Source organism: Polyangium sp. 15x6 (assembly GCF_029960785.1).
Classification (GTDB): domain Bacteria; phylum Myxococcota_A; class Polyangia; order Polyangiales; family Polyangiaceae; genus Polyangium.
Window position 1 is genome coordinate 59,374 of the sequence record NZ_JASBQE010000048.1, and the last position, 23,534, is coordinate 82,907.

The window sequence follows — 23,534 nt, forward strand, 5'->3', positions numbered from 1 at the left end:
CGCGAGGGGCGTGCAAAGCACGCGCCCGGCCGCCCGCGCTAGAGCACGTCGAACGGATACGCGCCGTCGATGTAGGCGCGCCCGGCGATGGCCTTGCGCAGCTCGTCGTCGTTGCGCGCGAAGTCCGAGACGTTCTGCCGCAGGCGCTTGTGGGCCATGTTCAGGTAGAGCGAGCAGAGATCGATCTCGCGCCGCGCTCCGTCCTCGCCGCGCCGCTCGATCGCGCGCGTCGTGCGCGTGAGACACGCGGCCACGGCGAAGAGGTCCATCACCATGTCGGCGATGCGGAGCTGCGTGAACTGCATCTCGGCGATGTCGCGGCCATGCTTGCGCAGCACGTTCTCCGCCTGCACGGCGAGCTCGGAGACGTACTCCTCGAAGATCACCGCCTCGCGCCCGAGCAGCGGGTGTACGCGGGTCATGCGCTCTCTGCCGAGCGCGGCGCGCGCCTTGCGGAGCGCGAAATCACTGAGCAGGCCGAAGCCCTTGATGGGCTCGCGCATGGCCTTCGCGACCTCGGCGAGCGCCTTGCCCGGCGCGGCCATGCCCGAGAGCGCGATGAAGCAGCGGAGGATCTCGTTCGTGCCCTCGAAGATGAGGTTCACCCGCGAGTCACGCAGGATGCGCTCGTACGGATACTCTTGCATGTAGCCGATGCCGGCGGCGATCTGGAGCGTCTCGTTGACCACGCCCCAGAGCGTCTCGGAGCCCTTCACCTTGCAGATCGCGCTCTCCAGCGAGTAGTCGGCGATCTTCGAGTCGACGAGGCCCGCCGTGAGGTACGTCATCGATTCGAGCGCGTACGTCTCGGCGAGCATGCGCGCGATCTTGTCCTTGATGAGGCCGAAGTCGCCGATGTTGCGGCCGAAGGCGCGCCTCTCCTCGACGCGCGCGATCGCCAGGCGGAGCAGCGTCTTGCAGATGCCGACGCAGCCAGAGGCGAGGCCGAGGCGCCCCGAGTTCAGGACCTCCATCGCGACCTTGAAGCCCTTGCCCACGTCGCCGACGACGTTCTCGCGGGGCACGCGCACGTTCTCCAGGAAGATCCCGGTCGTCGAGGAGCCGCGGATGCCGAGCTTGTGCTCGTTCGGGCCGCTCGTGACGCCCATGCCGCGCTCCACGATGAACGCGGTGATCTTCGGCTTCGCGCCCTCCTCGAGCGTGCTCGTGCGGGCGAAGACCGTGAACACGTCCGCGAAGCCGCCGTTCGTGATCCAGATCTTCGAGCCGTTCAGCACGTACGCCGCGCCGCCGTCGACCATCTCCGCGCGTGTCTTGATCGCCGCGGCGTCGGAGCCCGCGGACGGCTCGGTGAGCGCGAAGGCCGCGACAGACTCGCCCGTCGCGAGCTTCGGCAAATACCGCCGCTTCTGCTCGGGCGTGCCGAAGAGCAGGAGCGACTTGTAGCCGATCGACTGATGCGCCCCGAGCGTGACCGCGATCGAGGCATCCAGGCCGCCGATCTCCTGCATCACGCGCGCGTAGGCCGCGGTGGAGAGGCCGATGCCGCCGTACTCGGTCGGGATCTGCAGGCCGAACAGGCCGAGCGAGCGGAGGCCGGCCATGACCTCCTTCGGGATCTCCTGCTCGCGATCGATCTTCGCGCTGTCCACGTTCGCCGCGAAGAACCGGCGCACGCTGTCGAGGATGATCGACGTGCTCTGCCGTTCCTCGGAGGTCATCTCCGGGTACGGGAAGATCATGTCTTCGGCGATCACGCCGTGGAAGAGCGCCTTCGTGAAGCTTTGCTCGATCAGCGGGGGCACTTGCTTCTTGTAGCAAGTTTTCCCGCGCGGATCGCCGTCAGCTCGCGGACTCCTCGGTCGTCGCGGGCTTGCCCTCGGCCTTCGGCTCGGTCGATTTCGGGACGTCCTTCGAGCTCTTGGGCTCGGGCAGCTCGGCGGGCGAATGCACGACCGTGGGCGTCGGCTGCGCGCCGTGCACGATGGGCGTCTTCTCGGCCTCCTGCTTCGCGCTGTCGCGTTGCCACGGGTACTTGATGCGGCCGTGGTAGAGGTTCACGAGCGTCGTCGCCATGCGCGTCGTGATGATGCGCAGATCCTCGAGCGTGAGGCCCGACTCGTCGAGCTGGCCGCTCGAGAGCTTCGTGAAGATGACGCGCTGGATCATCTCCTCGAACTTCTTCTGCTCGGGCGGCCAGATCGTGCGGCTCGCAGCCTCGATGGAGTCGACGAGCATCAGGATCGCCGTCTCCTTCGTCTGCGGCTTCATGCCGGGGTAGCGGAAGTACTCCTGCGTGAGGCCCCGCGGGTTGCCCTGCTCCTTGCACTTGTGCCAGAAGAACTCGACGACCTGCGTGCCGTGGTGCGTGTAGGCGAACTCGACGACGGGCTCGGGGATACGGCCGTCGCGCAGGATCTTCGTGCCCATCACGACGTGCGCCATGATCGCGTCGGCCGAGACCTCCGGATCGAGCTCCTCGTGCGGCGATTTCTCGCCGTGCGCGAGGTTCTCCACGAAGTACTTGGGCTGCACGGTCTTGCCGAGGTCGTGGTAGTACGCGCCGACCCGCGTGAGCAGCGCGTCGGCGCCGATCGCGCTCGCCGCGGCCTCGGCGAGGTTCGCCATCGCCCGCGCGTGCTCCCAGCTCCCCGGCGCCTCGGCCGACATCTTCCGCAAGAGCGGCTGTTCGAGGTCCGTGAGATCCATCAGTTTTTCGCGCGAAACGTGGCCCATGGCGCGCTCGGCCGGATCGCGCAGCGCGCGCGCCAGGATGCCCGCGAGCATGCCGCCGCCGATGCAGCCGAGCACGTTCGAGCTCGTGCCGCGGAAGATGTCGGCGAGCAGGTTGAAGCGGCCCTCGTAGACGACGGTGAGCGCGATTAACACGACCGCGCCCGAGATGCCCGCGAGCGTGCCCGCGACGAGCATCTGCCGCGCGTGCTTGCGATCGAAGAAGAAGAGCGTGGCCGCGACGCCGCGCACGAGCAGCACCGACAGGAGGATGTTGTCGAAGCGCAGGAGCGAGGCCGCGACGAACGCGACGGCGAGATCGACGAGGAAGGCCGTGCGCCTGTCGAAGGCGTGCGCGACCCAGAGCGGCAGCGCCGCCATCGGCACCCAGAACTCGGGTAGCGCCGTGAACAGGAGCATGCCCTTGGCGAGCGCGACGCTGCCCGCCATGAGGCTGAGGAGTCCGATCTGCGCGCGGAGGAGCCGCACGCGGTTCTGCCCGAAGCGCCGCAGGTACGCGGTGAGCATGAGGCAGACGATGAAGTGGATGACGAACACCGAGACGAGCCGCGCCGTCGCCGGCGGTCTACGCGTCGATTCGTAGGCGAAGGCGGCGCGGTGTTCGTCGTTGTCCTCCTGGAGGAGGGTGCCGCGCGGCACGATCACACGGGCGTGCTCGTACGCGAGGCGGCCGGAGCGAGCGTCGCGGACGATGCGCGGGCCGTAGGGAATGCGGAGCGTGACCGGCGCCGTCTCTCCGAGGCGAGGTGCCATGGAGGGCAGGTACAGCTCGAACGTCCCGATGGCCGTGAACAGGGCCGCGAAAATCAGGCTCAGCACGAGGCCGGCCGTCGCCCCTGCTCGAACACGCGTGGCTAGCATCATTCGCTCGGGCCGCGGCGTGGCCTCGGCCGAATGCGGCCCGAGACGCCTCGGACACGCGGATCGGCCGACCGTAGCAGGCATTTCGCCGCGCGTCAGGGGGATCGCACGTGTCGCGCCACCCGAAGAACGCAACCCTCGCAGCCGCGCCCGCACGGCGTCCGGCTCGACATTGAAAATGTCCAAGGATTTCGCGGATGGATCGCGAGGTTTTTGCCGCACACCATCGAAGATTGCCGGGCGGCTCGGAACTTGCTACGCACACACAATGTCGTCCCCGCTCCGCGCGCTTTTTTCGAGCCGACGGGGCGCGCTCGTCATGGGGGTTTGTAATCGGACCCCGGACTCTTTCTCGGATGGGGGACGATTCCTGGATGATGCGGCAGCCGTTGCGCATGTGCGGGGGCTCGTGATCGAAGGAGCGCACATCCTCGACATCGGCGCCGAGTCGACGCGGCCGGGCTCCTCCCCGATCGACGCGGCCGAGCAGATCCGGCGCATCGGCGGGCTCATCCGCGCGAGCGTCGAGCTCGGCGCGGTCGTCTCGATCGACACCACGCTGCCCGACGTCGCCGCGTGGGCCCTCGGCGAGGGCGCGCGCATCGTGAACACGGTCTCGCTCGAACCAGCGGCCGAGCTCGGCGCGCTCTGCGCACACTTCGGCGCGTCGCTCGTCCTCATGCATTGCCGCGGCTCGATGACCGACATGCGCGGCTTCTCGATGTACGACGACGCCGCCTACGGGGACGTCGTCGCGGACATCGCGCGCGAGTGGACCGAAGCGGCCGAGCGGGCGCTCGCGAAGGGCCTCCCGCGCGAGGACCTCGTACTCGATCCGGGGCTCGGGTTCGCGAAGAACGCGCGGCACTCGATCGAGCTCTGCGCGCGGCTCGACGAGCTCGCGAAGCTCGGCTTTCCGGTGCTCGTGGGGCCGAGCCGAAAGTCGTTCGTCGCGCGCGCGGCATGGACGCCGGACGCGAGCGCGATCGCGCCGCCGGGAGAGCGGCTCGGCGGGACGATCGCCGCGGTGCTCGCGTGCGTGGCGCGCGGCGCAGCGATCGTGCGGGTGCACGACGTGAAAGAGGTGGTGCAAGCGCTCGCGGTCGCGGCGGCGATCGACGCGCGCCGGGAAGGGGACGCCTGAGCCATGCTCGACGGCCTGCTTCGCCTCTTCGCCGCGCGCCCGTTCCTGCAGATCCTGCGGGACTTCATCGACATCTTCATCGTCGCGTACGTCATCTACCGCGCGCTGCTCGTGATGCGCGGGACGCGCGCGATGCAGATGGGCATCGGGCTCTGCATCGTCTTTCTGCTCTACCTCGCGGCGAAGACGTTCGAGCTCGCCACGCTCCTGCACCTGCTCTCGTGGCTGCTCTCGTCGATCATCCTGATCGTCGTCGTCGTCTTCCAGAACGACATCCGCCGCGCGCTGATCCGCATGGGCTCGAAGGCGTGGCTCGCCGGCGGGCGCGAGCAGCAGTCGCGCGTCATCGACGAGGTCGTGGCGGCGGCGACGGAGCTCGCGCGCCATCGCATGGGCGCGATCATCGCGTTCGAGCAGGACGCGAACGTGCTCGAGTTCTGCAAGAGCGAGGGCATCGCCCTCGACTCGGTCGTGACGCGCGAGCTGCTCGTGAGCCTCTTCGTGCCGGAGTCGGTGAACAAGCTGCACGACGGCGCGGTCTTGATCCGCGACCTCAAGATCGCGCGCGCCGGCGTGTTCTTCCCGATGCCCGAGACGAAGGTGCTCGACGCGAGCCTCGGCTCTCGCCACCGCGCCGCGCTCGGCATCACGGAGGAGACCGACGCGGTCGTCGTCGTGGTGAGCGAGGAGCGCGGGACGATCAGCTTCTGCTTCAGCGGCAACATCGTCTCGAACCTCGACGGTCAGTCGCTCCGGCACGCGCTGCTCGGCCTCTTCGGGCGCTCGTCGCGCAAGAAGCAGAAGGCCGCCGCCGCGCGCAAGCCCCCGTCCGCGCCGCCTCCGCCGCAGCCCGTGCGCACGCCCCCGATCCCGGCGCCGGCCGTGCGCCCGTCGATCCCGACACCCCCCTCGGTCCCGACGCCCGGCTCGGCCGGCGCGACGCCGATGCCCGGCGCGCAGGCCACGCCCGCCTCCCGCATGCCGCCGAGCACGGCGATGCCGATGCGACCGGCCACGACCACGGAGATGCCGCCGGCCTCGGTCGCAGCGCCGACCTTGCGGCCGAACACGTTCGTGCCTACGGCGACCGTGCCGCCGCCGCCGCCGTCCTCGGATCACGTGCCCACGGCTGCGGCCACGATGCCGCCGCCCGGCGTGGTCCCCGCGGCGCCGCAAGCCACGACGCCTCCGAGCACGCCTCCCAGTACGCCCCCAGGTCCGCCTTCGAGCACGCCGCCGGGCACGCAGCCCACCGCGCGCGCGGGCGAAGGCGCCGGCAGCCCCAGCCACGGTGATGACTCATGACGGCCAAGGACGGGCTTCGCGAGAACATCCGCGCCGCGCTGCTCGACAACATCGGGCTGAAGATCCTGTCGCTCCTCTGCGCGCTCGGGATCTACGCGTTCATCCACGGCGCCGAGAACGCGCAGCGCACGTTCTCGGTCAGCGTCGTGTCGATCATGCCGCCGGAGAGCGCGAACCGGCAGCTCATGACGCAGATCCCGAACGAGGTGAAGGTCACGCTGCGCGGCTCGCGCACGCAGCTCGATGATCTGCGCAGCGACGATCTCGGCACGCTGCAGCTCAACCTGCGCAGCGGACGCGAGACGAACATCGACCTCAAGCCGAGCATGTTCCGCGTGCCCACGGGCGTGCAGATCGAGGAGGTCCAGCCGCCGTCGATCGAGCTGCGCTGGGACGACGTCGTCGAGCGCGAGATCCCAGTGCAGATCGCGCGCACGGGCGAGCCCGCGCCGACGTTCGCGGTGAAGGGCGTGATCGGCTCCGAGCCGAAGGTCGTGCAGGCGCGCGGGCCTCGCTCGATCGTGGACGTCATGCAGTACGCGCGCGCGGCGCCGTTCGACGTGACGGGCTTGACCGAGGGCGTCTACCGCCGGCCGCTGCCGCTCGACAAGCCGCCGAAGCTCGTGAACTACGACGTCGTCGACAGCGTGATCGCGACAGTCGAGATCGCGCGTGAGCTCGCGAAGAAGGAGTTCGCGAACCTGCGCGTGGAGGTCGTGGGCCTGCCGCGCGCCCAGACGACGCCGCCGACGGTGAAGGTGCGCCTCGTCGGATCGAACGAAGATGTGAACGCGGTCTCGCCCGAGTCGCTCGTGCCGCGCGTGGAGCCGAAGAGCTCCGGCGCCGACGTGAGCAAGCCGGGCAGCGCGTACCTCGACGTGCTGCTCGAGGTGCCGCACGTGAAGGTCGTGGTCGATCCGCCGAAGGTGCTCGTGAAGTGGTGAAAGTCAGCGCTCGGGGATCTTGATCTCCCCGCGGATCACGCGCTGCGCGAGCGCCTCGACCTTCTGCTTCGTGTCCTCGGGGATGCCCGCGGCGTGTGGCCCTTCGTCGACGTAGCCGACGGCGTCCTCGGCGAGGCCGAACGTGCGTAGCCCCGCCTGGAAGCGGCCCTCGGCCACGTCGCGGATCGTGTCGAAGACGGCGATGTCGCCGCGCTTGATCATGCTCGTCAGCACCGTGCCGGGCATCTCGTCGTGCTGATCGGTATCCACGCCGATCGCCTTCACGCCCATGTCGCGCGCCGCCTCGAACACGCCGTGCCCCGTCGTTCCGGCCGCGTGGTAGACGATGTCCGCGCCCGCGGCGATCTCGCTGTTCGCGAGCGCCTTGCCCTTCACCGGATCGCGGAACGCGTCGGGGGTCGTGCCTGCGAACGCCGTGTGCACCTCGCAGCGCGAACAAACCTCGCGCACGCCGGCGCGGTAGCCCGCCTCGAACTTGCGGATGAGCGGGATGTCCATGCCGCCGACGAACCCCACGTGGCCCGTCTTCGACATGAGCCCCGCGACCGCGCCGACGAGGAACGAGCCTTCTTCTTCGCGGAACCGAAGGCCCGCGATGTTCGGCGGCATCGCGCCCTCCATCGGCGGCGCGTAGTCGATGCAGGCGAAGCGCGTGCTCGGGAAATCACGCGCGACCACGTTCACGTCGGTCGAGAAGATGAACCCCACGCCGATCACGAGGTCGAAGCCGCGCGCCGCGAAGAGGCGCATCGCCGCCTCGCGATCCTCCGCGCCGCTCGGCTCGAGCATCTCCGTCGTCACGCCGAGCTCGCGCGCCGCGCGTGACAGGCCCTCGTACGCCGCGTCGTTGAAGCTCTTGTCGCCACGCCCGCCGACGTCGAACACGAGGCCCACGCGTACGTTCGCGTGCGGCCCTTCCGGGAGCGGCTCCTCCGCGCGCGCTGGGAGGAGCGTCGACGCGGCCGCCGCGAGCGAGACGACGAGCGTGACCACGGCGAGCTTCGACGCGGCAGGGGGGCTCCTTTCGGCCATGCACCGAGGCTATCTCAGTCCCGAGGGGTACGCTTTGCGTCCCCCTCTCGTCCGGGCAGAGCCCGGCCGATTCACCCCTGGTGCCTCGCTCGATGGAGCGGCGCGCCCGCGCTATAGTTCGCGCCTCGATGCGCCCGGCCGTCCTCCTCGTCCTCGCCGCGCTCGCGTTCGCCGCGCCCGCCGGCGCCCAGACCGAGGCGAAACCCGCGCTGCTCGATCGCGTGGTCGTCCGCTGGCATGCGCCCGAGACGGGCGGCGTCACGCGCCCGCAGTTCGTCTACGAGCGCGAGCTCGCGTTCGAAGCGCGCGTCGAGGCCCTGGCCGATCCGGATCCGGATCCCGCGCCGTTTACGGATCGCCACGTACGCGCGGCGCTCGATCGACACATCGCCGAGACGCTCCTCGCGAGCTTGCCCGTCCTGCCTGCGCCCGACGCGACCGAGATCGCGAGCCGCGCCGAGGCCGCGCGCGCGGTGCTCGAGCAACGCGTGAAGGGACGGGACAAGCTCATCGCCGCCGCCAAGGCCGAAGGGATCGGCTCGGACGAGATCGACGCGCTCCTGCGCCGCCAGGCCCGCGCGAGCCTCTACCTCGACCGCATGGTCGCGCCGATGCTCGCGCCGAGCGACCCAGAGCTCCGCGCCCTCTTGCGCACGGGCACGACGCCGTTCACGGGTCGTCCGTACGAACAGGTCTCGGTCGCGCTCGGTCGGTGGGTCGTGGCGCAGCGGCTCGGCGATGCGATCGCGAGTTACTTCCAGACCGCGCGCTCGCGCGTCACGGTCACGATCGTTCGCTCGCGCTAGCGCGCGTCAGGACGAAGCGGAGCGCGCTTCGCCGCCGACGATCTCTTGCGAGGCGGGAGCGGGCTCTTCCTCGGCGTGCGCGTGGCTGCCCTCGTAATGATGGGCGAACGAGCGCGCGGCGCGACGTGCCTTCAAGAACTCCGCGAAGGCCGTGAGTGTGTCGAGGTCGCGCGGCCCGAGGGCGTCGGCGATGTCGCGAAGATTCTTTCGCAGCGTCTCCACGCTCTTGCCGCGGCGCAGCTCGCGCGGCGGTTCTTCGCGGAGCTCACGCGTGCTCGGGACGGGCGCGGCGGTGGGCTCCGCGGGCTGTCCTTCTGCGCGGGAAGGGGGCTGCTCGGGCACCCACACGGGGCGCGCGATCGGGTTCAGCGCGTGCGCGTTGAGCCACGCTTCCATGAAGATGCGGAGACGCTCGCTGCGGAACGAGAACCAGCGCTCGCGCTCCGGGCCGTAGCTCATCAGCACGTCCTTGAAGCGGCGGAAGGCGCCTTTTCCGTCGATCGCCTGCGTCAGCTTTCCCTGCAGCTCCGGGTCCTCCACCATCGGGATGAACCGCTCCATCCAGCGGTATTGCTCGCGCGAGCTCACCGGGTCGATCCGGAGGTAGTTCGGATCGGCCGCGATGCGCGCGTGCATCTGCGGGTCCGCGACTCCGTCGACGACGCGCAGCACGTCACCCGTCACGAGGTGAAGGTAAGAGTGGACCTCGGGCGCGTTGTTCTCGAACGCGTCTTCCAGCGCCTCCCAATCGATCGGGATGTCCCGGTAGACCACCCCCGAGGTGGAAGGATTTTCAGGCTTCGGCATTTCCTCCTCATCGAGCGACACGACCCGACGTGTGGCGGGCCGGCCGGGCCTCTGCAGGGGAACCAAGTGAGAACGGGAGCTCTCCGTTGACATAGAATTTTACGCTCTGTGAGGTCGCTTTGGGGTGAACTCTCGCAACATAGTGCCTGTTCCCCAGGCCGGAAGCTCGGCCATCTCGGTGGGATGGGCGCCGCCAGGGCGGGTTCGTCCCAGGCGTCGGGTGTGCCGGCTTGCCAAGCGTCCCACGTCTTGCTCCCGAATACAGCGACGTAGCAGGTTCGCGCCAGAAATGCTCGTCCAGCGAACGGACGAGCGTGTCTGGCCGGAGTCCGTCTGTCCCGGGCGGCGGATCCACGGCGTCAAGCGCGTGACGACCGGGCGCGGGCAACGGCGTCGGCCCAGCGGGAGAGGTGGCCATTTCGTTCTGCGTCGGACATGCCGACCTCGAACGTCCGCTCGACCCGGGACATCCGGGCGGCGTCGCGCACGCCGCTGAACAGGCCGGCGCCGACGCCGGCGAGCATGGCGGCGCCGCGGGCGGTCGATTCGAGCTCGATCGGGCGCTCGATCGTGATGGCCGCCGTGTCGGCCTGGTACTGCATGAGCAGGTCGTTGTTCGCGGCGCCGCCGTCGACGCGCATGCGGCCGAGGGGCTTGCCGAGGTCGTCGCACATGGCGCGGAGCAGGTCCGTCACTTCGAGCGCGATGCCTTCGAGCGTCGCGCGCGCGAGGTGCGCCTTCGTGGTGCCGCGCGTGATGCCGTGGATGATGCCGCGCGCGTCCGGATCCCAGTACGGCGCGCCGAGGCCGGAGAGCGCGGGGACGAACGTCACGCCTTCGCTCGAGGGGACGCTCGCGGCGAGCGGCTCGATCTCGGCCGCGCTGCGAATGATGCCGAGCCCGTCGCGGAGCCACTGCACGGCCGCGCCCGCGATGAACGCGCTGCCTTCGAGGGCGAAGACGACTTCGCTTCCGACCTTCCAGCCCACGGTCGTGAGCAGCCCGAAGCGGCTCGCGATCGGCTGCGCGCCGATGTTGACGAGCACGAAGGCGCCCGTGCCGTACGTGCATTTCGCGTCGCCCGTGTCGAAGCAGGCCTGGCCGAACAGCGCGGCTTGTTGATCGCCCGCGATGCCCGTGATCGGCACGCCGTCGGGCAGGTGCGGAAAACCGAGCGTCTTCGCGATGAGCCCGGCCGAGTCGACGATCTTCGGCAGAACGCTGCGCGGGGCGCGGAAGAGATCGAGCATCGCCGGGTCCCAATCGAGCGTCGCGAGGCTCATGAGCAGCGTGCGCGAGGCGTTCGTCACGTCGGTCGCGTGCACGGGCGAGCCGCCCAGCGCGCCGCCGGAGAGGCGCCAGACGAGGTAGCTGTCGACGGTGCCGAACGCGAGCTCGCCGCGCTCGGCGCGCTCGCGGGCGCCGTCGACGTTGTCGAGCAGCCACGTGAGCTTCGTGCCGCTGAAGTATGGATCGAGCACGAGGCCGGTCGTGCGTTTCACCGCGGGCTCGTGGCCGCCTTCGCGGAGCTTCGCGCATGCATCCGCGGTGCGTCGGTCTTGCCAGACGATCGCGCGGTGGATGGGCTTGTCGGTCGCGCGTTGCCAGACGAGCGTGGTCTCGCGCTGGTTCGTGATGCCGACGGCGGCGATGCGATCCCCTTTGACGCCGGCCGAGGCGAGCGCGGCCTCCACCGATTCGAGCACGCTTTGCCAGATGTCCTCGGGCTCGTGCTCGACGAGGCCGGGGCGCGGGAAGTGCTGGGGGAACTCGCGCGTCGCGCGGCCGCGGGTCGTCCCGGCGGTGTCGAGCACGAGCGCGGTCGTCCCGGTCGTCCCTTGATCGATCGCGAGCAGAAGGTCGGCGGCCATGGTTTCGGGCCTAGCCTGGCGGCCGCGCCGGGGGAAGGACGATCGGCGCGTCGAACCCCTCGCTTAATGTCACGAGAAGGAATACACTTCTGCCCGTACCGGTTCGGCGGCCGTCTGCATTCGTGCGGGCAGGGCCTCCCGTGGTTCTCGGAATGCAAGCGCAACGGCTCACCTGATGGCTCGACTGATCCTGCAGACCGCCGAAGGGCAGCAGGCCATCGAGCTGCGGCCCGTGAACTCGTTGGGGCGCCACCCCAACAACTCGATCCAGCTGCTCGACAAGATCGTCTCCAAGGAGCACTGCATCATCGAGCTCCGCGGGACGCAGTTTTACCTGCGTGATCTGGGCAGCCTGAACGGGACGTTCATCAACAACGAGCGGGTCCGCGGCGAGGCTCCCCTGAAGCACGGCGACGAGATCGCCCTCGGATCGACGCGCGGCCGCTTCGACGACACGCCGGTCGCAGGCGTGGCCGGTGGCCCGCCGCCCGTCCCAGCTCCGCCGCCGCAGCCGCAAGCGTGGGCCGCGACGCCCGGGCCCGCGCCCGTCGCGCCTTCGCCCCTTGCACAGTCCGCGCACGTCTTGCCTGCCGTGCCCGCCGCCCCCGCGAATCGGCCGCCGCCGGGGGCTTTTGCGCCGCCGCCGATGCCGCCGCGCCCTCCGCCGCAGCAAGCGGCTCCTGCCGCGCCGAACCTGTCGCGACCGCAGGCGCCTGGGCTCCCGGCGCCGAACCCGGCGCTCGGCATCCCGAACGCGAACCCCAACATGACGATGATGGGGAAGGGCTCGGGCGCGCACACGTTCATCACGGGCCCGCATTCGTACGTCGCGCAGGGCACGCGCATCGACCTGAACGATCAAGCGCGCCAGATCGGCACGCAGATCGCCGCGGTGGAGAAGGGGTTCTTGCCCTTCGACCGCCTCGCCAGCGATCACAACCAGCTCCGTGCCGACTACGAGCGTCTGCGCCTCTCGCACGAGCTCGCGCGCGACATCGCCTCCGAGCGCGACACGTCGAAGCTGCTCGACAAGATCCTCGCGAGCATCATCAAGTTCATCAAGGCCGACCGCGGCGTCATCTTCCTCCGCGACGACAACGGCGAGCTCATGCCGCGCGCCTCGCAGCGCCGCGACGGCACCACGGCGCCGATCAGCGTCTCGTCGACGATCCTGAACCACGTGGTCAAGGAGCGCGCGGCCGTCCTCACGCACGACGCGGCCATGGACTTCGCGGCCTCCAAGGGCAAGAGCATGATCCTGAACCGGATCAGCTCGGCCATCGTCGTGCCGCTCGTCGCGCCGAACAACACGCAGGACGTGCTCGGCGTGCTCTGGCTCGACTCGGAGACGCTCGCGCAGTTCCAGCCGAAGGACCTCGAGCTCGTGGTGGCCGTGGCCCACCAGGCCTCGATGTTCATCGAGATCAACATCCTCGGGAAGAAGATCGAGAACGAGATCATCGCCCGCGAGCGCTTCTCGCGGCTGCTCTCGCCGAACATCGCCGAGCGCGTGATGAGCGGCCAACTCGAGGTACGCCTCGGCGGTCAGCGCGTCGAGGAGTGCACGGTCTTCAACAGCGACATCCGCGGCTTCACCGCGATGAGCGAGAACACCCCGCCCGAAGAGCTCGTCGACATGCTGAACGAGTACTTCGAGCTCATGGTGGACACGATCTTCAAGTACGAGGGCACGCTCGACAAATTCATGGGCGACGGGATCATGGGCATCTGGGGCGCGCCCGTGATCCACCCCGACGACGCGATCCGCAGCGTGCAATGCGCGCTGGAGATGGGCGAGGTGCTCGGCGACTTCAATCGACGCCGTTTGCAGCGCGACCTCGCGCCGCTCGCGATCGGCATCGGCATCCACACGGGCCCGCTCGTCGCGGGCTACATCGGGAGCTCGAAAGCGCTCTCGTACACCGTCATCGGCGACACGGCGAACACGTCGGCGCGGCTCTGCTCGGTCGCGCTGGCGGGGCAGATCGTGGTCAGCGAGATGACGCACGACAGGCTCGCGGGGCGCTTCGAAACGGAGGAGCTCCCGTCGGCGAAGGTGAAGGGCAAGGAGAAGCCGCTGCGGGTGTTCAACGTGATCCGCGCGGCGACGTCGGTGCAGGTACCCGCGAACATCGTCGCGGAACCGACGATCTCGGAGTGACCTCCCGCCATGTTCGTCCTGCCGTTCGAGAAGCCGATCGCGGACCTCGTCGAGAAGGTGAGGGCGCTGCGCGCGCTCGCCGCCTCCGATCGCAGGTTCGAACCCGAGCTCCAGCGCCTCGAAGAAAAGACGTCGCGCCTCGCGCGCGAGATCTTCGCGGACCTCACGCCGATCCAGAAGGTCCAGCTCTCGCGCCACGCGAACCGGCCCTACACGCTCGATTACGTGAAGCGGCTCTTCACCGGATGGGTTGAGCTCAAAGGAGATCGACGCTTCGCCGAGGATCAATCGATCGTCGCGGGACTCGCGACGTACCACGGCCGCAGCGTCGTCGTCGTCGGCCACCAGAAGGGCCGCGGCACGAAGGAGAACGTGAAGCGCAACTTCGGCATGCCCCACCCGGAGGGCTACCGGAAGGCGATTCGCATGTACGAGCTCGCCGACAAGTTCGGCCTGCCCGTGCTCACGTTCATCGACACGCCCGGCGCGTATCCCGGCATCGGCGCCGAGGAGCGCGGGCAGAGCGAGGCCATCGGCGCGGCGCTCGCGGCCATGGCGAGGGCGCGTGTGCCGATCGTCGCGACGATCATCGGTGAGGGTGGATCGGGCGGCGCGCTCGCGCTCGGCGTGGCGAACCGCGTGATCATGATGGAGTTCGGCTGCTACTCGGTCATCACGCCCGAGGGGTGCGCGGCGATCCTGTGGAACGACGGCGCGCGCGCGGACGAGGCCGCGGCGCAGCTCAAGATCACGGCGCCGGAGCTCCTGCAGCTCGGCGTGGTCGACGTCGTCGTGGACGAGCCGACGGGCGGCGCGCATCAGGACCACGACGACGCCGCGCGCAGGCTCGACGAGACCTTGTGGCAGACGCTCACCTCGCTCGACGGTCTCTCGGGCGATGACCTCGTCGAGGATCGGTACCGTCGCTTCCGCGCGCTCGGGTCTTTCCTCGCCTGACCTTTCCCGCACGGCGGGCCGGCGCTATACGCGGCGGATGCGTTTCCATTGGGAGCGGCCGTGACCGTACCCGTCGCCCTCGTCGGCTGCGGCGCGTGGGGCGAGAACCTGCTCCGGGTGCTCTGCGAGAGCCCGCGGGCCGAGCTCGTCGCGGTCGCCGAGACGAGCGCGGCGCGGCGCGAGGTCGCGCGCGCGAAGGCGCCTTCCGCGGCGATCGTCGAGAGCCTGGAGGAGGCGATCGGGCTCGGCGCGCGCGCCGTGGTGATCGCCACGCCGCCGCGCTCGCATGCGTCCCTCGTGCTGACGGCGCTCGATGCGGGGCTCGACGTGCTCGTCGAGAAGCCGCTCGCGGTCTCGGCGGCGGACGCCGAGCGCTGCACGCTTCGCGCGGCGTCGCTCGGTCGCGTGGCCATGGTGGGGCACCTCTTGCGGTATCACCCTGCGGTCGAGCGTCTCGTCGCGATGGTGCACGACGGCGCGCTCGGCACGATCCGCCACCTCGCGGCGTCGCGGCTCTCCATTCGTGGGGATCGATCGGTGCCGGCGCTCTGGTCGCTCGGGCCGCACGATCTCTCGATCGTGCATGCGCTCGAGCCGCTCCGGATCGAGTCGCTCGAAGCGACGAGCGGTCCGGAGGGCGATCCGGTCGTGCTCGGCTTGCAGCTCGTATCGGGGTTTGCCGCGCGGATCGAGCTCTCGCGCGTGCATGCGACGAAGGAGCGGCGGATCGTGGTCGTGGGCTCGAGCGCCGTGGCGATGCTCGATGACGTGCGCGCGCCGGATCGCATCTTCCTCTCCCGTCCACCTTTGCGGAGTGATGGGCTCTTCGAGGGCCCGGCCGAGGAGATCCGCGTCCCGTGGCGCGAGCCGATGGCCGCGGAGATCGATCACTTCCTGCATTGCGTCGAGGAGCGCCGCGCGCCGCGTACGCCGTTCGAGGAGGGCGCGGTCGTCGTGCGTGCGCTCGGGCAGGCGGAGCGGGTGCTCGGCGAGACGGGCGTCAGACCTTCGCTTCGAGCCGAAGGATCGTGATCTCCGGCGCCGCCCCGAGGCGCACCGGCGGCCCCGTCGTGCCGAGCCCGGGGCTCACGTAAAGCCACGCGTCGCCCTCGCGGTAGAGGTCCGCGTGATAGCGATACACGCGGGCCGACAGATTGTACCGCGTCGTAAGAAATGGCACGCCGACCTGACCCCAGTGCGTGTGACCCGAGAGCACGAGCGACGCGCCCCGCGCGGACAGATCCGGAAAGAGCTGCGGGTCGTGGGCCAGCACGACGAGCGGCGCGCCGTGATCGTGGCCGTCGAGCGCGCGGCGCACGTTCGCGCGGCGCGACCACGTGTCGTCGACGCCTGCGATCGTGAGACGCTCGCCGCCGCGCTCGATGGCCGTGCGTTCGTTCCGCAAAACGCCGATGCCGGCCTCGCGCAGCTTCCCCACGAGCGCCTCGCCGTCGCCGAAGTAGTCGTGGTTGCCCATCACGGCGATCACGCCGTCGCGGCTCTTCAGCGAGCTCGCGAGCTCGGCGATCTCGCCGTGGAACGCGTTGCCGCTCGTCACGTAATCGCCCGTGAGCGCGACGAGGTCGACGTCGAGCGCGCGGACGGTCTCCGCCCACTGATCGGCGTGCTCGCGCGGGCAGAGCGCGCCGATGTGCAGGTCCGACAGGTGCGCGATGCGGTAGCCCTCGAAGGCGGCCGGCAGACCGCGGATGGGCACGTCGATCGTGCGCACGCGGACCCAGCGACGCCGCACGAACACGCCCCAGCCGGCGAGCGCGAGCCCGAGCGCGTACGCCACGATCGCGAGCGAGCCCGACGTCGGCACGAGCGTCGCGGGCAGGACGAAGCTCGCGAGCATCGCGAGGGCGAGGCCGAGGAACCAGAGCGGCAGCGCGGCGACGAGCGCGCACCAGTGCGTGTAATACGGCTCCTCCACGAGCAGCCGTCGCAGGCGTGGGACCGGACGATCGGCCGACGCGAGCTTGATCCTCCCGTGAAACGCAAAAGCGAGCAGCGCCGAGAGCGCGAGCGCGACGAACCACGGCGCGGGGACGTCGAGGCGCGCGAGGATCGCGTGGGCCGCCACGGCGAACGTCACGTGCAGCGCGATCGTCACGGCAAAAAGGACGGTCCAGAACCTTCGCATCACCCTCGGCGTCGACAGGAAAATGGCTGCTTTACGTCGCCCGAAGCTTCATGCTAGCGCGCGAGTCCCAAGATCACAGGGAGCAGGCACGATGAGCGATCCGAGGATCGAACCCACGATGGTCAAAGCGCCGCATGGCGCTCGAACCATGGAGATCGAGTGGGCTGACGGGCACAAGAGCGTGCTTCCGCACGAGATCCTGCGCGGATACTGCCCTTGCGCGGTCTGCCAGGGGCACGGCGGCACCATCCATTTCGTGCCGGGCGGCGACCTCAGCCTTCGGGACATCCAGCAGGTCGGCAACTACGCCCTGCAGTTCACCTGGGGCGACCAGCACGACACCGGCATCTACTCGTTCCGCTACCTCCGCTCGCTTTGCCAGTGCGACGCGTGCAAGCCGACGTTCAGCCCGGGATCGGTACCGTGAACGAGAAAACGAAGCCTCCGAAGAAGAAGCCGGCCGCGGGGCCGAAGCCCGCGGGCGCGCCGCCGGCCGATAAGAAAAAGGCGCTCGATCCCAGGCAGATCGTGCATGCGCAGTTCCTCGCCGCGGCCGCGCCGGGCTCGTCGCTCCCGGCGCCGGCGATGGCCGAGATCGCCTTCGCGGGGCGATCGAACGTGGGCAAGTCGAGCCTCATCAACACGCTCGTCGAGCGCAAGGGCCTCGTGCGCACGGGCGCGACGCCGGGCGTCACGCGGCAAATCAACCTCTTCGAAGCGCGCGCCCGCGACGGCGCGACGTTTCACCTCATCGACCTGCCCGGCTACGGCTACGCCAAACGTTCGAAGGCCGAACGGACGGCGTGGGGGGACCTCATCGAGGGGTACCTGAAGAGCCGCGTCACGCTCGCGGCCCTGGTCATCCTGGTCGACGTGCGTCGCGGCCTGGAGGAGGACGACCTCGAGCTCATCCAGTTCGTGGAGGAGGCGCGGGACGTCCAGCGCCGGCCCGTGGAGATCGTCATCGTCGCCACGAAGGTCGACAAGATCGGGCGTTCGGCGAGCCGCAGCGCGGCGGCGGCGATCGCGAAGAGCACCGGGCGCAAGGTGATCGGTTTCTCCTCGGTCACGGCCGAGGGGCGCGCGGAGCTGTGGGCGCTCTTGCGCAAGGTCACGCTCGGCACATCCGAGGCGACGTCCATCCCGAAGAACCCGGAGCCGGAGCCTGCTTGACGGCGTGCCCATCCTTGGGACGCGCGCGCAGCAGCACGGGAGCGTACGGCGATGCGCACCGTAAATCGGTTGACGTTCGGCCTGTGTGCTCCTTTCGTTAGGTGGCCATGACGGCGGGTGGGCGCCAGAGCCGGGCGGAGCGTGACGCGCTGGACGCGCGCGCCATGCGCCGCATCTGTGACGGGGACGACGACGCCATCGCGGAGATCTACGATCGCCACGCGAGCGTCGCGTACGGCCTCGCGCTCAAGATCGTGCGGGACGCGCTCGAGGCTGAGGACGTGGTGCACGACGCGTTCGTCGCGATCGTCGAGCGCGCCGATCAGTACCGCGCCGAGCGGGGCACGGTCGTCGCGTGGCTCGTCACCACGGTGCGAAACCTGGCCCTCGATCGCGCGCGGCGACGCACGCGCAGGGCGCAGATCACGGACGAGGAGCTCCGGCACGAGCCGATCGAGCCGGTGATCGATCCCGAGTCGAGCTCGGTGCTCGACCTCGAACGGAGCGCGGTGCGCGCCGCGCTCGTCGGTTTGCCCGCGGCGCAACGCGCGACGCTGGAGACGGCCTTTTTCGAAGGGCTCAGTTATCCCGAGATCGCCGAGCGTGACGGCGTGCCACTCGGCACCGTGAAGTCCCGCGCCGCGCGCGCCCTCTCGGCGCTACGCGTGGCCCTCGAAGGGCCGCTCGACATGCAAGGCGTGGGGACCAGCGGCGAGGACGAGTGATCCCGCGCGGCCTTGCGCGCCTTCCTCAGCGCCGCTTCCGCGCCCCCAGCGCGAACGTGATCCCCCGGGCCAGCGTGCTCAGCGTCCGCATCTCGCCCACGTCGAGCTCGACCATCATGCGCGCCACCTCGGGCCGCACGCCCGTCAGGATCACCTCCGCGCCGAGCAACCGTGCTCCACGTACGGCTTCACAGAAGAGCTCCATCACCGCGTGATCCACGGCGCGTAGGCCCGTCAGATCGATGATCGCGAACGTCGCCGCGCGGGACGACACCGCCGTGAGCAGCGCGTCGACGATCCTCCCGGCGCGCCGTTTGTCCACCGAGCCGATGAGCGGCATCACGAGCACGCCCTCGGCGACGGGCAGGAGCGGCGTCTCGAGCTCCTCGAGCATCGACTCCTGCGCGCGGATGATCTCCTCCTGCATCCGCGCGCGCTCCGACTCCGCGAGCTTGCGCATCGTGACGTCGCGGTCCACGCCGCGATAACCCGCGTACCTCCCGGCCTCGTCGAAGAGCGGCACGCCGCTCGTCTCCAGCACCACGTGCCGGCCGTCCTTGTGCCGGTTCACGTTTTCGAGGTCCTTGAACGGCGCGCGCGCCGCGAGGATCGGGCCGAGGAGGGCACCGACGCGGGCCGCCTCCTCGGGCGGCATGAAGTCGAGCGGCGTCTTTCCGAGCGCCTCCTCCGGCTCGTAGCCCAGGAAATCGCGGATTCGCGGGCTCACGAACGTGTAGACCCCTTTTGCGTCGACCTCCCAGACCCAGTCGTTCGTGACCTCGACCAGCATGGCCAGGCGGCGCTGGTCCTGGCGCAGCAGCCGGTTTTCCTCGCGTAGCCTGGCGAGCTCCCCCGCCGTCTCGTCGACCAAGAAAGCGACGCCGGTGTCCGTCGGCATCCCGTGATGCTGACACGCCCGCCCGCTCCTCGCCTCGACGGCGCCCTGCTCTTGCCCGCTCGATCGCGCGGGGCTCGACGAACGGGGCTGGCGCCTTCCAAGGCCCGCGACATTCTCCGGACAGCCATGCCCGCGTATGCCGGTCCGCTCGCGCCCGTCGAGGCGCCCCTCGTGCCGCTCGGCCTCGTGCCGCTCGTGCCTCTCTTCGCCGCGATCGTCGTAGCCCTCTTCGGCGCGCGGATGGGACGACGCCGGGCCACGCACTTCGCCCTCGGCGCGACGCTCCTCGCGCTCGCGCTCTCCCTCGTCGACACGGCGCGCCTCGCCTCGCTCGATCCTGCGCGCCGCGCCCTCTTCGACGTCGCCTTCCGCATCGCGCGCATCGGCTCGCTCGACGTGAATGCCTCGTTCGTCCTCGACCCGCTCGGCGCGGGCTTTCTCCTCGTCGCGCTCCTCGTCGTCGCGATCACGCACGTCTCGGCGCGCAAGCTCATCGAGGACGATCGCGCGGCCCTTCGTTTCGCCGCGACGGCGTCCCTCTTTGCGTCCGGCCTCTCGCTCGTCGCGCTCGCGGCCGACGCGATCGTGTGGCTCTTCGGCTGGGCTGCCGTCGTCCTCGCGACGGGCATCTTCATCGCGGGCGGCAAGACCTCGCAGGCCTCCGCGTCCGCGGGCATGCGCGCGGGCGTGGTCGCGAGCTTCGGCGGCGCCGCGATCGTCTCGGGCCTCGTCTTCCTCTTCTGGGGCCTTGGCGGCGCGTGGCTCGACGAGGGCCGTTTCCTCGCGGATTTCCGCGCGCGCTTCGTCCCGGTGTATGCCGAAGGTCGCCTCCCCGCCGAACAGACGATCGCCGAGGACGTCGACCGACCGCGTGGCGAGCGCGACGTGAAGAGCATCGCCGAGCGCGCGGAGAAGCGCGGAACCCTCACGTTCACGAGCCACCCGGGCGCGCGTGTGTACCTCGGCGTCTCGGATCGCGCGCAGCTCGCGCAGAACCCTGCGCCCTTCGCGGTCTCGCCCTTCGTGCGCCGGGACATCCCCGCGGGCACGCATTCGGTCGTCATCGTGCCGGGCGGCGGCGCCACGGTCACGGGGGATGGCCTGGAGGTCGCCTGGATCGAGGGCCTCGTCGTCCCCGAGGGCGAGGACGTTCGAATCGCGCCGCTCGGCCCAACCGTCGCGTTTCGCGAGATCCGTGATCAACTCGTGATTCGCGACGCGGAGGGACGGCAGTCCGTCGCGCGCGCGCTCGCCGGAAAGTTCGGCGCCGGATCGATCGGCCTCGTCACCCTCGCGTGCCTCCTGCTCTTCTTCGGCGCGGCCGCGACGAGCGCGACCTTTCCGTTCTCCGGCTGGCTCCCGCGCGCCGCGTCGTCACTCTCGCCGCCTGCGCTCGCGCTCGTGCTCGGCCTCGCGCTCGCGCCTGGACCGCTCCTCCTCGTTCGTCTCTCCGATCTCTACACGCTGAGCTCCACGGCTTCCGGCGTCGTCACCGTCTTCGGCGTGCTCTCGACCGCGCTCGCCGGGCTTCGTGCCGCGCTCGAACACCGGCACCCGCATCGCCTCGTCTTCGTCGCCATCGCCGCCGTGGGCCTCGCCTTCGTCGCGATCAGCCTCGACGAGCCTGCCTTCGCCGTCGTCCTCCTCTCGCTCCACGCGCTCGTGCGCGCGGCGACGAGCCTGCGAACCCCCGAGCCACGCGAGAAGCGACCGACGAAAGAACTCTCCTTCCCCGGCGCGCGCGCCCTCCTCGACGGCCCCGGCGCGAAGCTCGGCGAGGCCCTCTTCGAGGCAGCCAACACGATCGCGCGTGCTGCCTCGAAGCTCGTCTCCACGATCGACGACCTCGTCCTCGGCCTCCCGGCGCGCCTCTTCGAGCGCCTCTTCTCCCTCTTCGCCGCGCTCGTCCTCCTCGGCCTCGCGGCTCCCGCCTTCGCCGACGAACCTGCGGGCCGCGCCGTCCTTCGCCCCGAGTTCGGCGGCGAGCGCGTCGAGCTCTCCCTCGCGCCCGACGGCGAGCACATGACCGGCGCGTTTTTCGTACGCAACGAAGGCCCCGGCCCGCTCGAGCTCTCGCGCGTCGACGCCCGCACCTCCGCCGCCGATCCACGCCTCCCGCCCGGCATCACCGTCACCGTCGAAGGCCCCCGCGCGGTCACCCGCATCGCGCCCGGCCAGGAGCGCCGCGTCACCGTCCGATGGCGCTACGAGGCCGCCCGCGCACGCGAGCTCTACGGCCAGGTCATCGTCGAATCGAACAGCCGCACGGGCGGCGCCGAACCCGGCCGCCCCCTCGCCATCGCCATCCACGCCGAGCGACCGCTCGGCCTCGGCTTCCTCGGCAAGAGCCCGCTCTCCGTCGTCGTCTTCTTCCCTCTCCTCGGCACGCTCCTCGCGCTCCTCCTGCGCGTCACGCGCCGTGATCACCCGCGCGTCCTCGCCGCGACGAGCGCCCTCGTCCATGGCTCGCTCCTCGCCTTCGTCGCCTGGCTCTGCGTCCGCTTCGACCGCGCCATGAGCCCCGCCGACGGCAATGACGGCTTCCAGTTCCTCGAGCGTGCTCGCCTCTTTCCCTCGCTCGGCGTCGAATACTTCCTCGGCGTCGACGGCATCTCGCTCGCGCTCGTCGCGGCGGCCGTCCTCCTCGCGTTCGTCGCCTCGATCGCGAGCGCGACCCTGCGCGACCGCGCGGCCACCTACCACGCCCTCGCGGGCCTCTTCCTCACGGCCTCGCTCGGCGTCCTCGTCTCGCTCGACCTCTTCTTGTTCTGCGCCTTCTTCCTCCTCGGCGTCCTGCCCACGAGCCTCCTCGTCGCGCGCCGCGGCGGCCCGGGCCCGCGCCGCGCCGCCGCGCGTGTCCTCGTCTCCTCCCTGATCGGCGCCGCGCTCCTCTGCGCCGCGTCCTTTTTCCTCTGGCAAAACGCCGACCCCACGTACCTCGCGACGGGCGAATTCGTCCTCCGCGCGGCCGCGATTCCCGAGCTCGCGCGGGTCGCGTGGGTCGAACAGGGCCTCACGATCGGTGGATATTCCGCTGTGAAGGTCCTCTGGACCGCGCTCTTCGTCGCCTTCGCGCTCCGCATGTCCGTCTTCCCGTTCCCGGGGTATCTCGCGGACATGCATGCCGAGGCCGACGCGTCGACGAGCGTGCTCCTCTCGGGCGCGCTCCTCTCGACCGGCGTGTACGGCATTCTGCGGCTCAACGTGGGCGTCTTGCCGGACGGCATGCGCTGGGCGGCGCTGACCGTCTCGATCCTCGGCGCGGCGGGGATCCTCGTCTCCGCGCTCGCGGCGATCGCGCAGGACGACCTGAAACGGTTCTTGGCGCGCATTGCCGGTGCACACGGCGGGATTGCGCTCCTCGGGATTGGAGCCCTCACGCCGCAGGGATTCGAGGCGAGCGTGGTCATGGCGGCGATGCACGGCGTGATCCTCGGCCTGCTCTTCGTGCTCGTCTCGGTCCTCGAATCGCGCGTGCAGACGCGCGACCTCGGGCGATTCGGCGGCCTCGCCCGGGAAATGCCCCTGTTCTCGATGCTGTTCGGTCTCGGCATGCTCGCGTCGCTCGGACTGCCGCTGCTCGCGGGCTTCTGGGGGCCGCTCCTCGCGCTCTGGGGCGCGTTTGCGCGGGAGCGGGCGATCGGCGCGTTCGGGGCGTTCGGAATGGTGGCGCTCGCGGCAGTCCACATCTTCGCGATGGGGCACCTCCTGTTCGGCGAGGCCCGCGAGGAATGGCAGAAGAGCAAGTACCTGGAGCCGTTCGGCGGCAAGTTCCCCGCGTTGCATGGCCGTGAGCTCGTGGCGGCGCTGCCGCTGGCGATCGGGCTCGTGCTGCTCGGCGTGGCGCCGCGGCCGCTCCTCGGAATGGTGGACCAGGCGTGCCTCTCGATGCACAGGCTCGTCGATCGACCCGGGCCTTCGCAGATCGCGGCGGCGGATCCGCATCGCGACAGCGCCCGAGCCTGAAC

At 70.2% G+C, this 23,534-nt stretch carries 18 protein-coding genes; 11 read left to right on the forward strand and 7 right to left on the reverse strand.

Annotated features, from left to right (window positions below; translation table 11 throughout):
* Positions 1 to 38 precede the first annotated feature (38 nt).
* Together QHF83_RS30285 and QHF83_RS30290 are read right to left on the reverse strand one after the other, a co-directional pair.
* Positions 39 to 1,766 (reverse strand): acyl-CoA dehydrogenase family protein, encoded by a 1,728-nt coding sequence (locus tag QHF83_RS30285; RefSeq protein WP_282421462.1) that lies wholly within the window; start codon positions 1,764 to 1,766, stop codon positions 39 to 41.
* Positions 1,767 to 1,803: 37 nt separating this feature from the next.
* Entirely contained in the window at positions 1,804 to 3,534 is a 1,731-nt protein-coding gene (locus QHF83_RS30290; protein WP_282421463.1) for an HDIG domain-containing metalloprotein, read from the reverse strand.
* A 361-nt stretch (positions 3,535 to 3,895) separates the two neighbouring features.
* Here QHF83_RS30290 and folP point away from each other — a divergent pair, with 361 nt between their 5' ends.
* From folP to QHF83_RS30305, 3 genes are read left to right on the forward strand one after another with little or no spacing between them, the layout of a single operon-like run.
* Positions 3,896 to 4,720 carry a dihydropteroate synthase gene (gene folP / locus QHF83_RS30295; protein WP_282421485.1) on the forward strand — a complete coding sequence of 275 codons (825 nt, stop codon included), beginning with the start codon at positions 3,896 to 3,898 and terminating at the stop codon, positions 4,718 to 4,720.
* Between the two features lie 3 nt (positions 4,721 to 4,723).
* Positions 4,724 to 6,025, forward strand: a complete 1,302-nt coding sequence (cdaA, locus tag QHF83_RS30300) for a diadenylate cyclase CdaA (RefSeq protein WP_282421464.1) — start codon at positions 4,724 to 4,726, stop codon at positions 6,023 to 6,025.
* The gene (locus QHF83_RS30305; protein ID WP_282421465.1) at positions 6,022 to 6,969 is read left to right on the forward strand and encodes a CdaR family protein; all 948 of its coding nucleotides are present in this window, start codon (positions 6,022 to 6,024) and stop codon (positions 6,967 to 6,969) included. Before cdaA ends, QHF83_RS30305 begins: the two co-directional genes overlap by 4 nt.
* A 3-nt stretch (positions 6,970 to 6,972) precedes the next feature.
* Here QHF83_RS30305 and QHF83_RS30310 read toward each other — a convergent pair whose 3' ends face one another.
* Positions 6,973 to 8,022, reverse strand: a complete 1,050-nt coding sequence (locus QHF83_RS30310; RefSeq protein ID WP_282421466.1) for a BMP family ABC transporter substrate-binding protein — start codon at positions 8,020 to 8,022, stop codon at positions 6,973 to 6,975.
* A gap of 128 nt (positions 8,023 to 8,150) precedes the next feature.
* Here QHF83_RS30310 and QHF83_RS30315 point away from each other — a divergent pair, with 128 nt between their 5' ends.
* Positions 8,151 to 8,828, forward strand: coding sequence for a hypothetical protein (locus QHF83_RS30315; protein WP_282421467.1), 678 nt, complete (start codon positions 8,151 to 8,153; stop codon positions 8,826 to 8,828).
* 6 nt (positions 8,829 to 8,834) lie between these two features.
* Here QHF83_RS30315 and QHF83_RS30320 read toward each other — a convergent pair whose 3' ends face one another.
* Positions 8,835 to 9,635 carry a UPF0158 family protein gene (locus QHF83_RS30320; protein WP_282421468.1) on the reverse strand — a complete coding sequence of 267 codons (801 nt, stop codon included), beginning with the start codon at positions 9,633 to 9,635 and terminating at the stop codon, positions 8,835 to 8,837.
* A gap of 359 nt (positions 9,636 to 9,994) precedes the next feature.
* Positions 9,995 to 11,506: a glycerol kinase GlpK gene (gene glpK, locus QHF83_RS30325; protein ID WP_282421469.1), complete on the reverse strand. Its 1,512-nt coding sequence runs from the start codon at positions 11,504 to 11,506 to the stop codon at positions 9,995 to 9,997.
* A gap of 175 nt (positions 11,507 to 11,681) precedes the next feature.
* Here glpK and QHF83_RS30330 point away from each other — a divergent pair, with 175 nt between their 5' ends.
* Genes QHF83_RS30330 through QHF83_RS30340 form a run of 3 tightly spaced genes read left to right on the forward strand, consistent with a single transcriptional unit; the run spans position 11,682 to position 15,656 of the window.
* Positions 11,682 to 13,667, forward strand: coding sequence for an adenylate/guanylate cyclase domain-containing protein (locus QHF83_RS30330; RefSeq protein ID WP_282421470.1), 1,986 nt, complete (start codon positions 11,682 to 11,684; stop codon positions 13,665 to 13,667).
* A 9-nt stretch (positions 13,668 to 13,676) separates the two neighbouring features.
* Positions 13,677 to 14,624, forward strand: a complete 948-nt coding sequence (locus QHF83_RS30335; protein WP_282421471.1) for an acetyl-CoA carboxylase carboxyltransferase subunit alpha — start codon at positions 13,677 to 13,679, stop codon at positions 14,622 to 14,624.
* 60 nt (positions 14,625 to 14,684) lie between these two features.
* Entirely contained in the window at positions 14,685 to 15,656 is a 972-nt protein-coding gene (locus tag QHF83_RS30340; protein ID WP_282421472.1) for a Gfo/Idh/MocA family oxidoreductase, read from the forward strand.
* On the opposite strand, the gene QHF83_RS30345 is transcribed toward QHF83_RS30340, so the two are convergent.
* A complete protein-coding gene (locus QHF83_RS30345; protein WP_282421473.1) occupies positions 15,625 to 16,770 on the reverse strand; it encodes a metallophosphoesterase in 1,146 nt (381 codons plus the stop codon). The genes QHF83_RS30340 and QHF83_RS30345 overlap by 32 nt on opposite strands.
* A 91-nt stretch (positions 16,771 to 16,861) precedes the next feature.
* On the opposite strand from QHF83_RS30345, the gene QHF83_RS30350 reads away from it, so the two are divergent.
* The 3 genes from QHF83_RS30350 (at position 16,862) to QHF83_RS30360 (ending at position 18,668) form a co-directional block, all read left to right on the forward strand.
* On the forward strand, positions 16,862 to 17,197 hold the full coding sequence (locus QHF83_RS30350) for a DUF971 domain-containing protein (protein ID WP_170228805.1): 336 nt from the start codon (positions 16,862 to 16,864) through the stop codon (positions 17,195 to 17,197).
* The gene (gene yihA, locus QHF83_RS30355; RefSeq protein WP_282421474.1) at positions 17,194 to 17,943 is read left to right on the forward strand and encodes a ribosome biogenesis GTP-binding protein YihA/YsxC; all 750 of its coding nucleotides are present in this window, start codon (positions 17,194 to 17,196) and stop codon (positions 17,941 to 17,943) included. The genes QHF83_RS30350 and yihA overlap by 4 nt, the downstream gene beginning before the upstream one ends.
* A gap of 107 nt (positions 17,944 to 18,050) precedes the next feature.
* The gene (locus tag QHF83_RS30360; protein WP_282421475.1) at positions 18,051 to 18,668 is read left to right on the forward strand and encodes a sigma-70 family RNA polymerase sigma factor; all 618 of its coding nucleotides are present in this window, start codon (positions 18,051 to 18,053) and stop codon (positions 18,666 to 18,668) included.
* A gap of 25 nt (positions 18,669 to 18,693) precedes the next feature.
* Here the strand turns inward: QHF83_RS30360 and QHF83_RS30365 are convergent, their stop codons facing one another.
* The gene (locus tag QHF83_RS30365) at positions 18,694 to 19,566 is read right to left on the reverse strand and encodes a PAS domain S-box protein (RefSeq protein WP_282421476.1); all 873 of its coding nucleotides are present in this window, start codon (positions 19,564 to 19,566) and stop codon (positions 18,694 to 18,696) included.
* Between the two features lie 126 nt (positions 19,567 to 19,692).
* On the opposite strand from QHF83_RS30365, the gene QHF83_RS30370 reads away from it, so the two are divergent.
* On the forward strand, positions 19,693 to 23,532 hold the full coding sequence (locus tag QHF83_RS30370) for an NADH-quinone oxidoreductase subunit M (RefSeq protein WP_282421477.1): 3,840 nt from the start codon (positions 19,693 to 19,695) through the stop codon (positions 23,530 to 23,532).
* The last annotated feature ends 2 nt before the right edge of the window (positions 23,533 to 23,534 follow it).

Coding starts and splice junctions, on each gene's coding strand:
- folP (WP_282421485.1), top strand. CDS start 3,896: ATGGGGGTTTGTAATCGGACCCCGGACTCTTTCTCGGATGGGGGACGA.
- cdaA (WP_282421464.1), top strand. CDS start 4,724: ATGCTCGACGGCCTGCTTCGCCTCTTCGCCGCGCGCCCGTTCCTGCAG.
- QHF83_RS30305 (WP_282421465.1), top strand. CDS start 6,022: ATGACGGCCAAGGACGGGCTTCGCGAGAACATCCGCGCCGCGCTGCTC.
- QHF83_RS30310 (WP_282421466.1), bottom strand. CDS start 8,022: ATGGCCGAAAGGAGCCCCCCTGCCGCGTCGAAGCTCGCCGTGGTCACG.
- QHF83_RS30315 (WP_282421467.1), top strand. CDS start 8,151: ATGCGCCCGGCCGTCCTCCTCGTCCTCGCCGCGCTCGCGTTCGCCGCG.
- QHF83_RS30320 (WP_282421468.1), bottom strand. CDS start 9,635: ATGCCGAAGCCTGAAAATCCTTCCACCTCGGGGGTGGTCTACCGGGAC.
- glpK (WP_282421469.1), bottom strand. CDS start 11,506: ATGGCCGCCGACCTTCTGCTCGCGATCGATCAAGGGACGACCGGGACG.
- QHF83_RS30330 (WP_282421470.1), top strand. CDS start 11,682: ATGGCTCGACTGATCCTGCAGACCGCCGAAGGGCAGCAGGCCATCGAG.
- QHF83_RS30335 (WP_282421471.1), top strand. CDS start 13,677: ATGTTCGTCCTGCCGTTCGAGAAGCCGATCGCGGACCTCGTCGAGAAG.
- QHF83_RS30345 (WP_282421473.1), bottom strand. CDS start 16,770: ATGCGAAGGTTCTGGACCGTCCTTTTTGCCGTGACGATCGCGCTGCAC.
- QHF83_RS30350 (WP_170228805.1), top strand. CDS start 16,862: ATGAGCGATCCGAGGATCGAACCCACGATGGTCAAAGCGCCGCATGGC.
- QHF83_RS30360 (WP_282421475.1), top strand. CDS start 18,051: ATGACGGCGGGTGGGCGCCAGAGCCGGGCGGAGCGTGACGCGCTGGAC.
- QHF83_RS30365 (WP_282421476.1), bottom strand. CDS start 19,566: ATGCCGACGGACACCGGCGTCGCTTTCTTGGTCGACGAGACGGCGGGG.
- QHF83_RS30370 (WP_282421477.1), top strand. CDS start 19,693: ATGCCCGCGTATGCCGGTCCGCTCGCGCCCGTCGAGGCGCCCCTCGTG.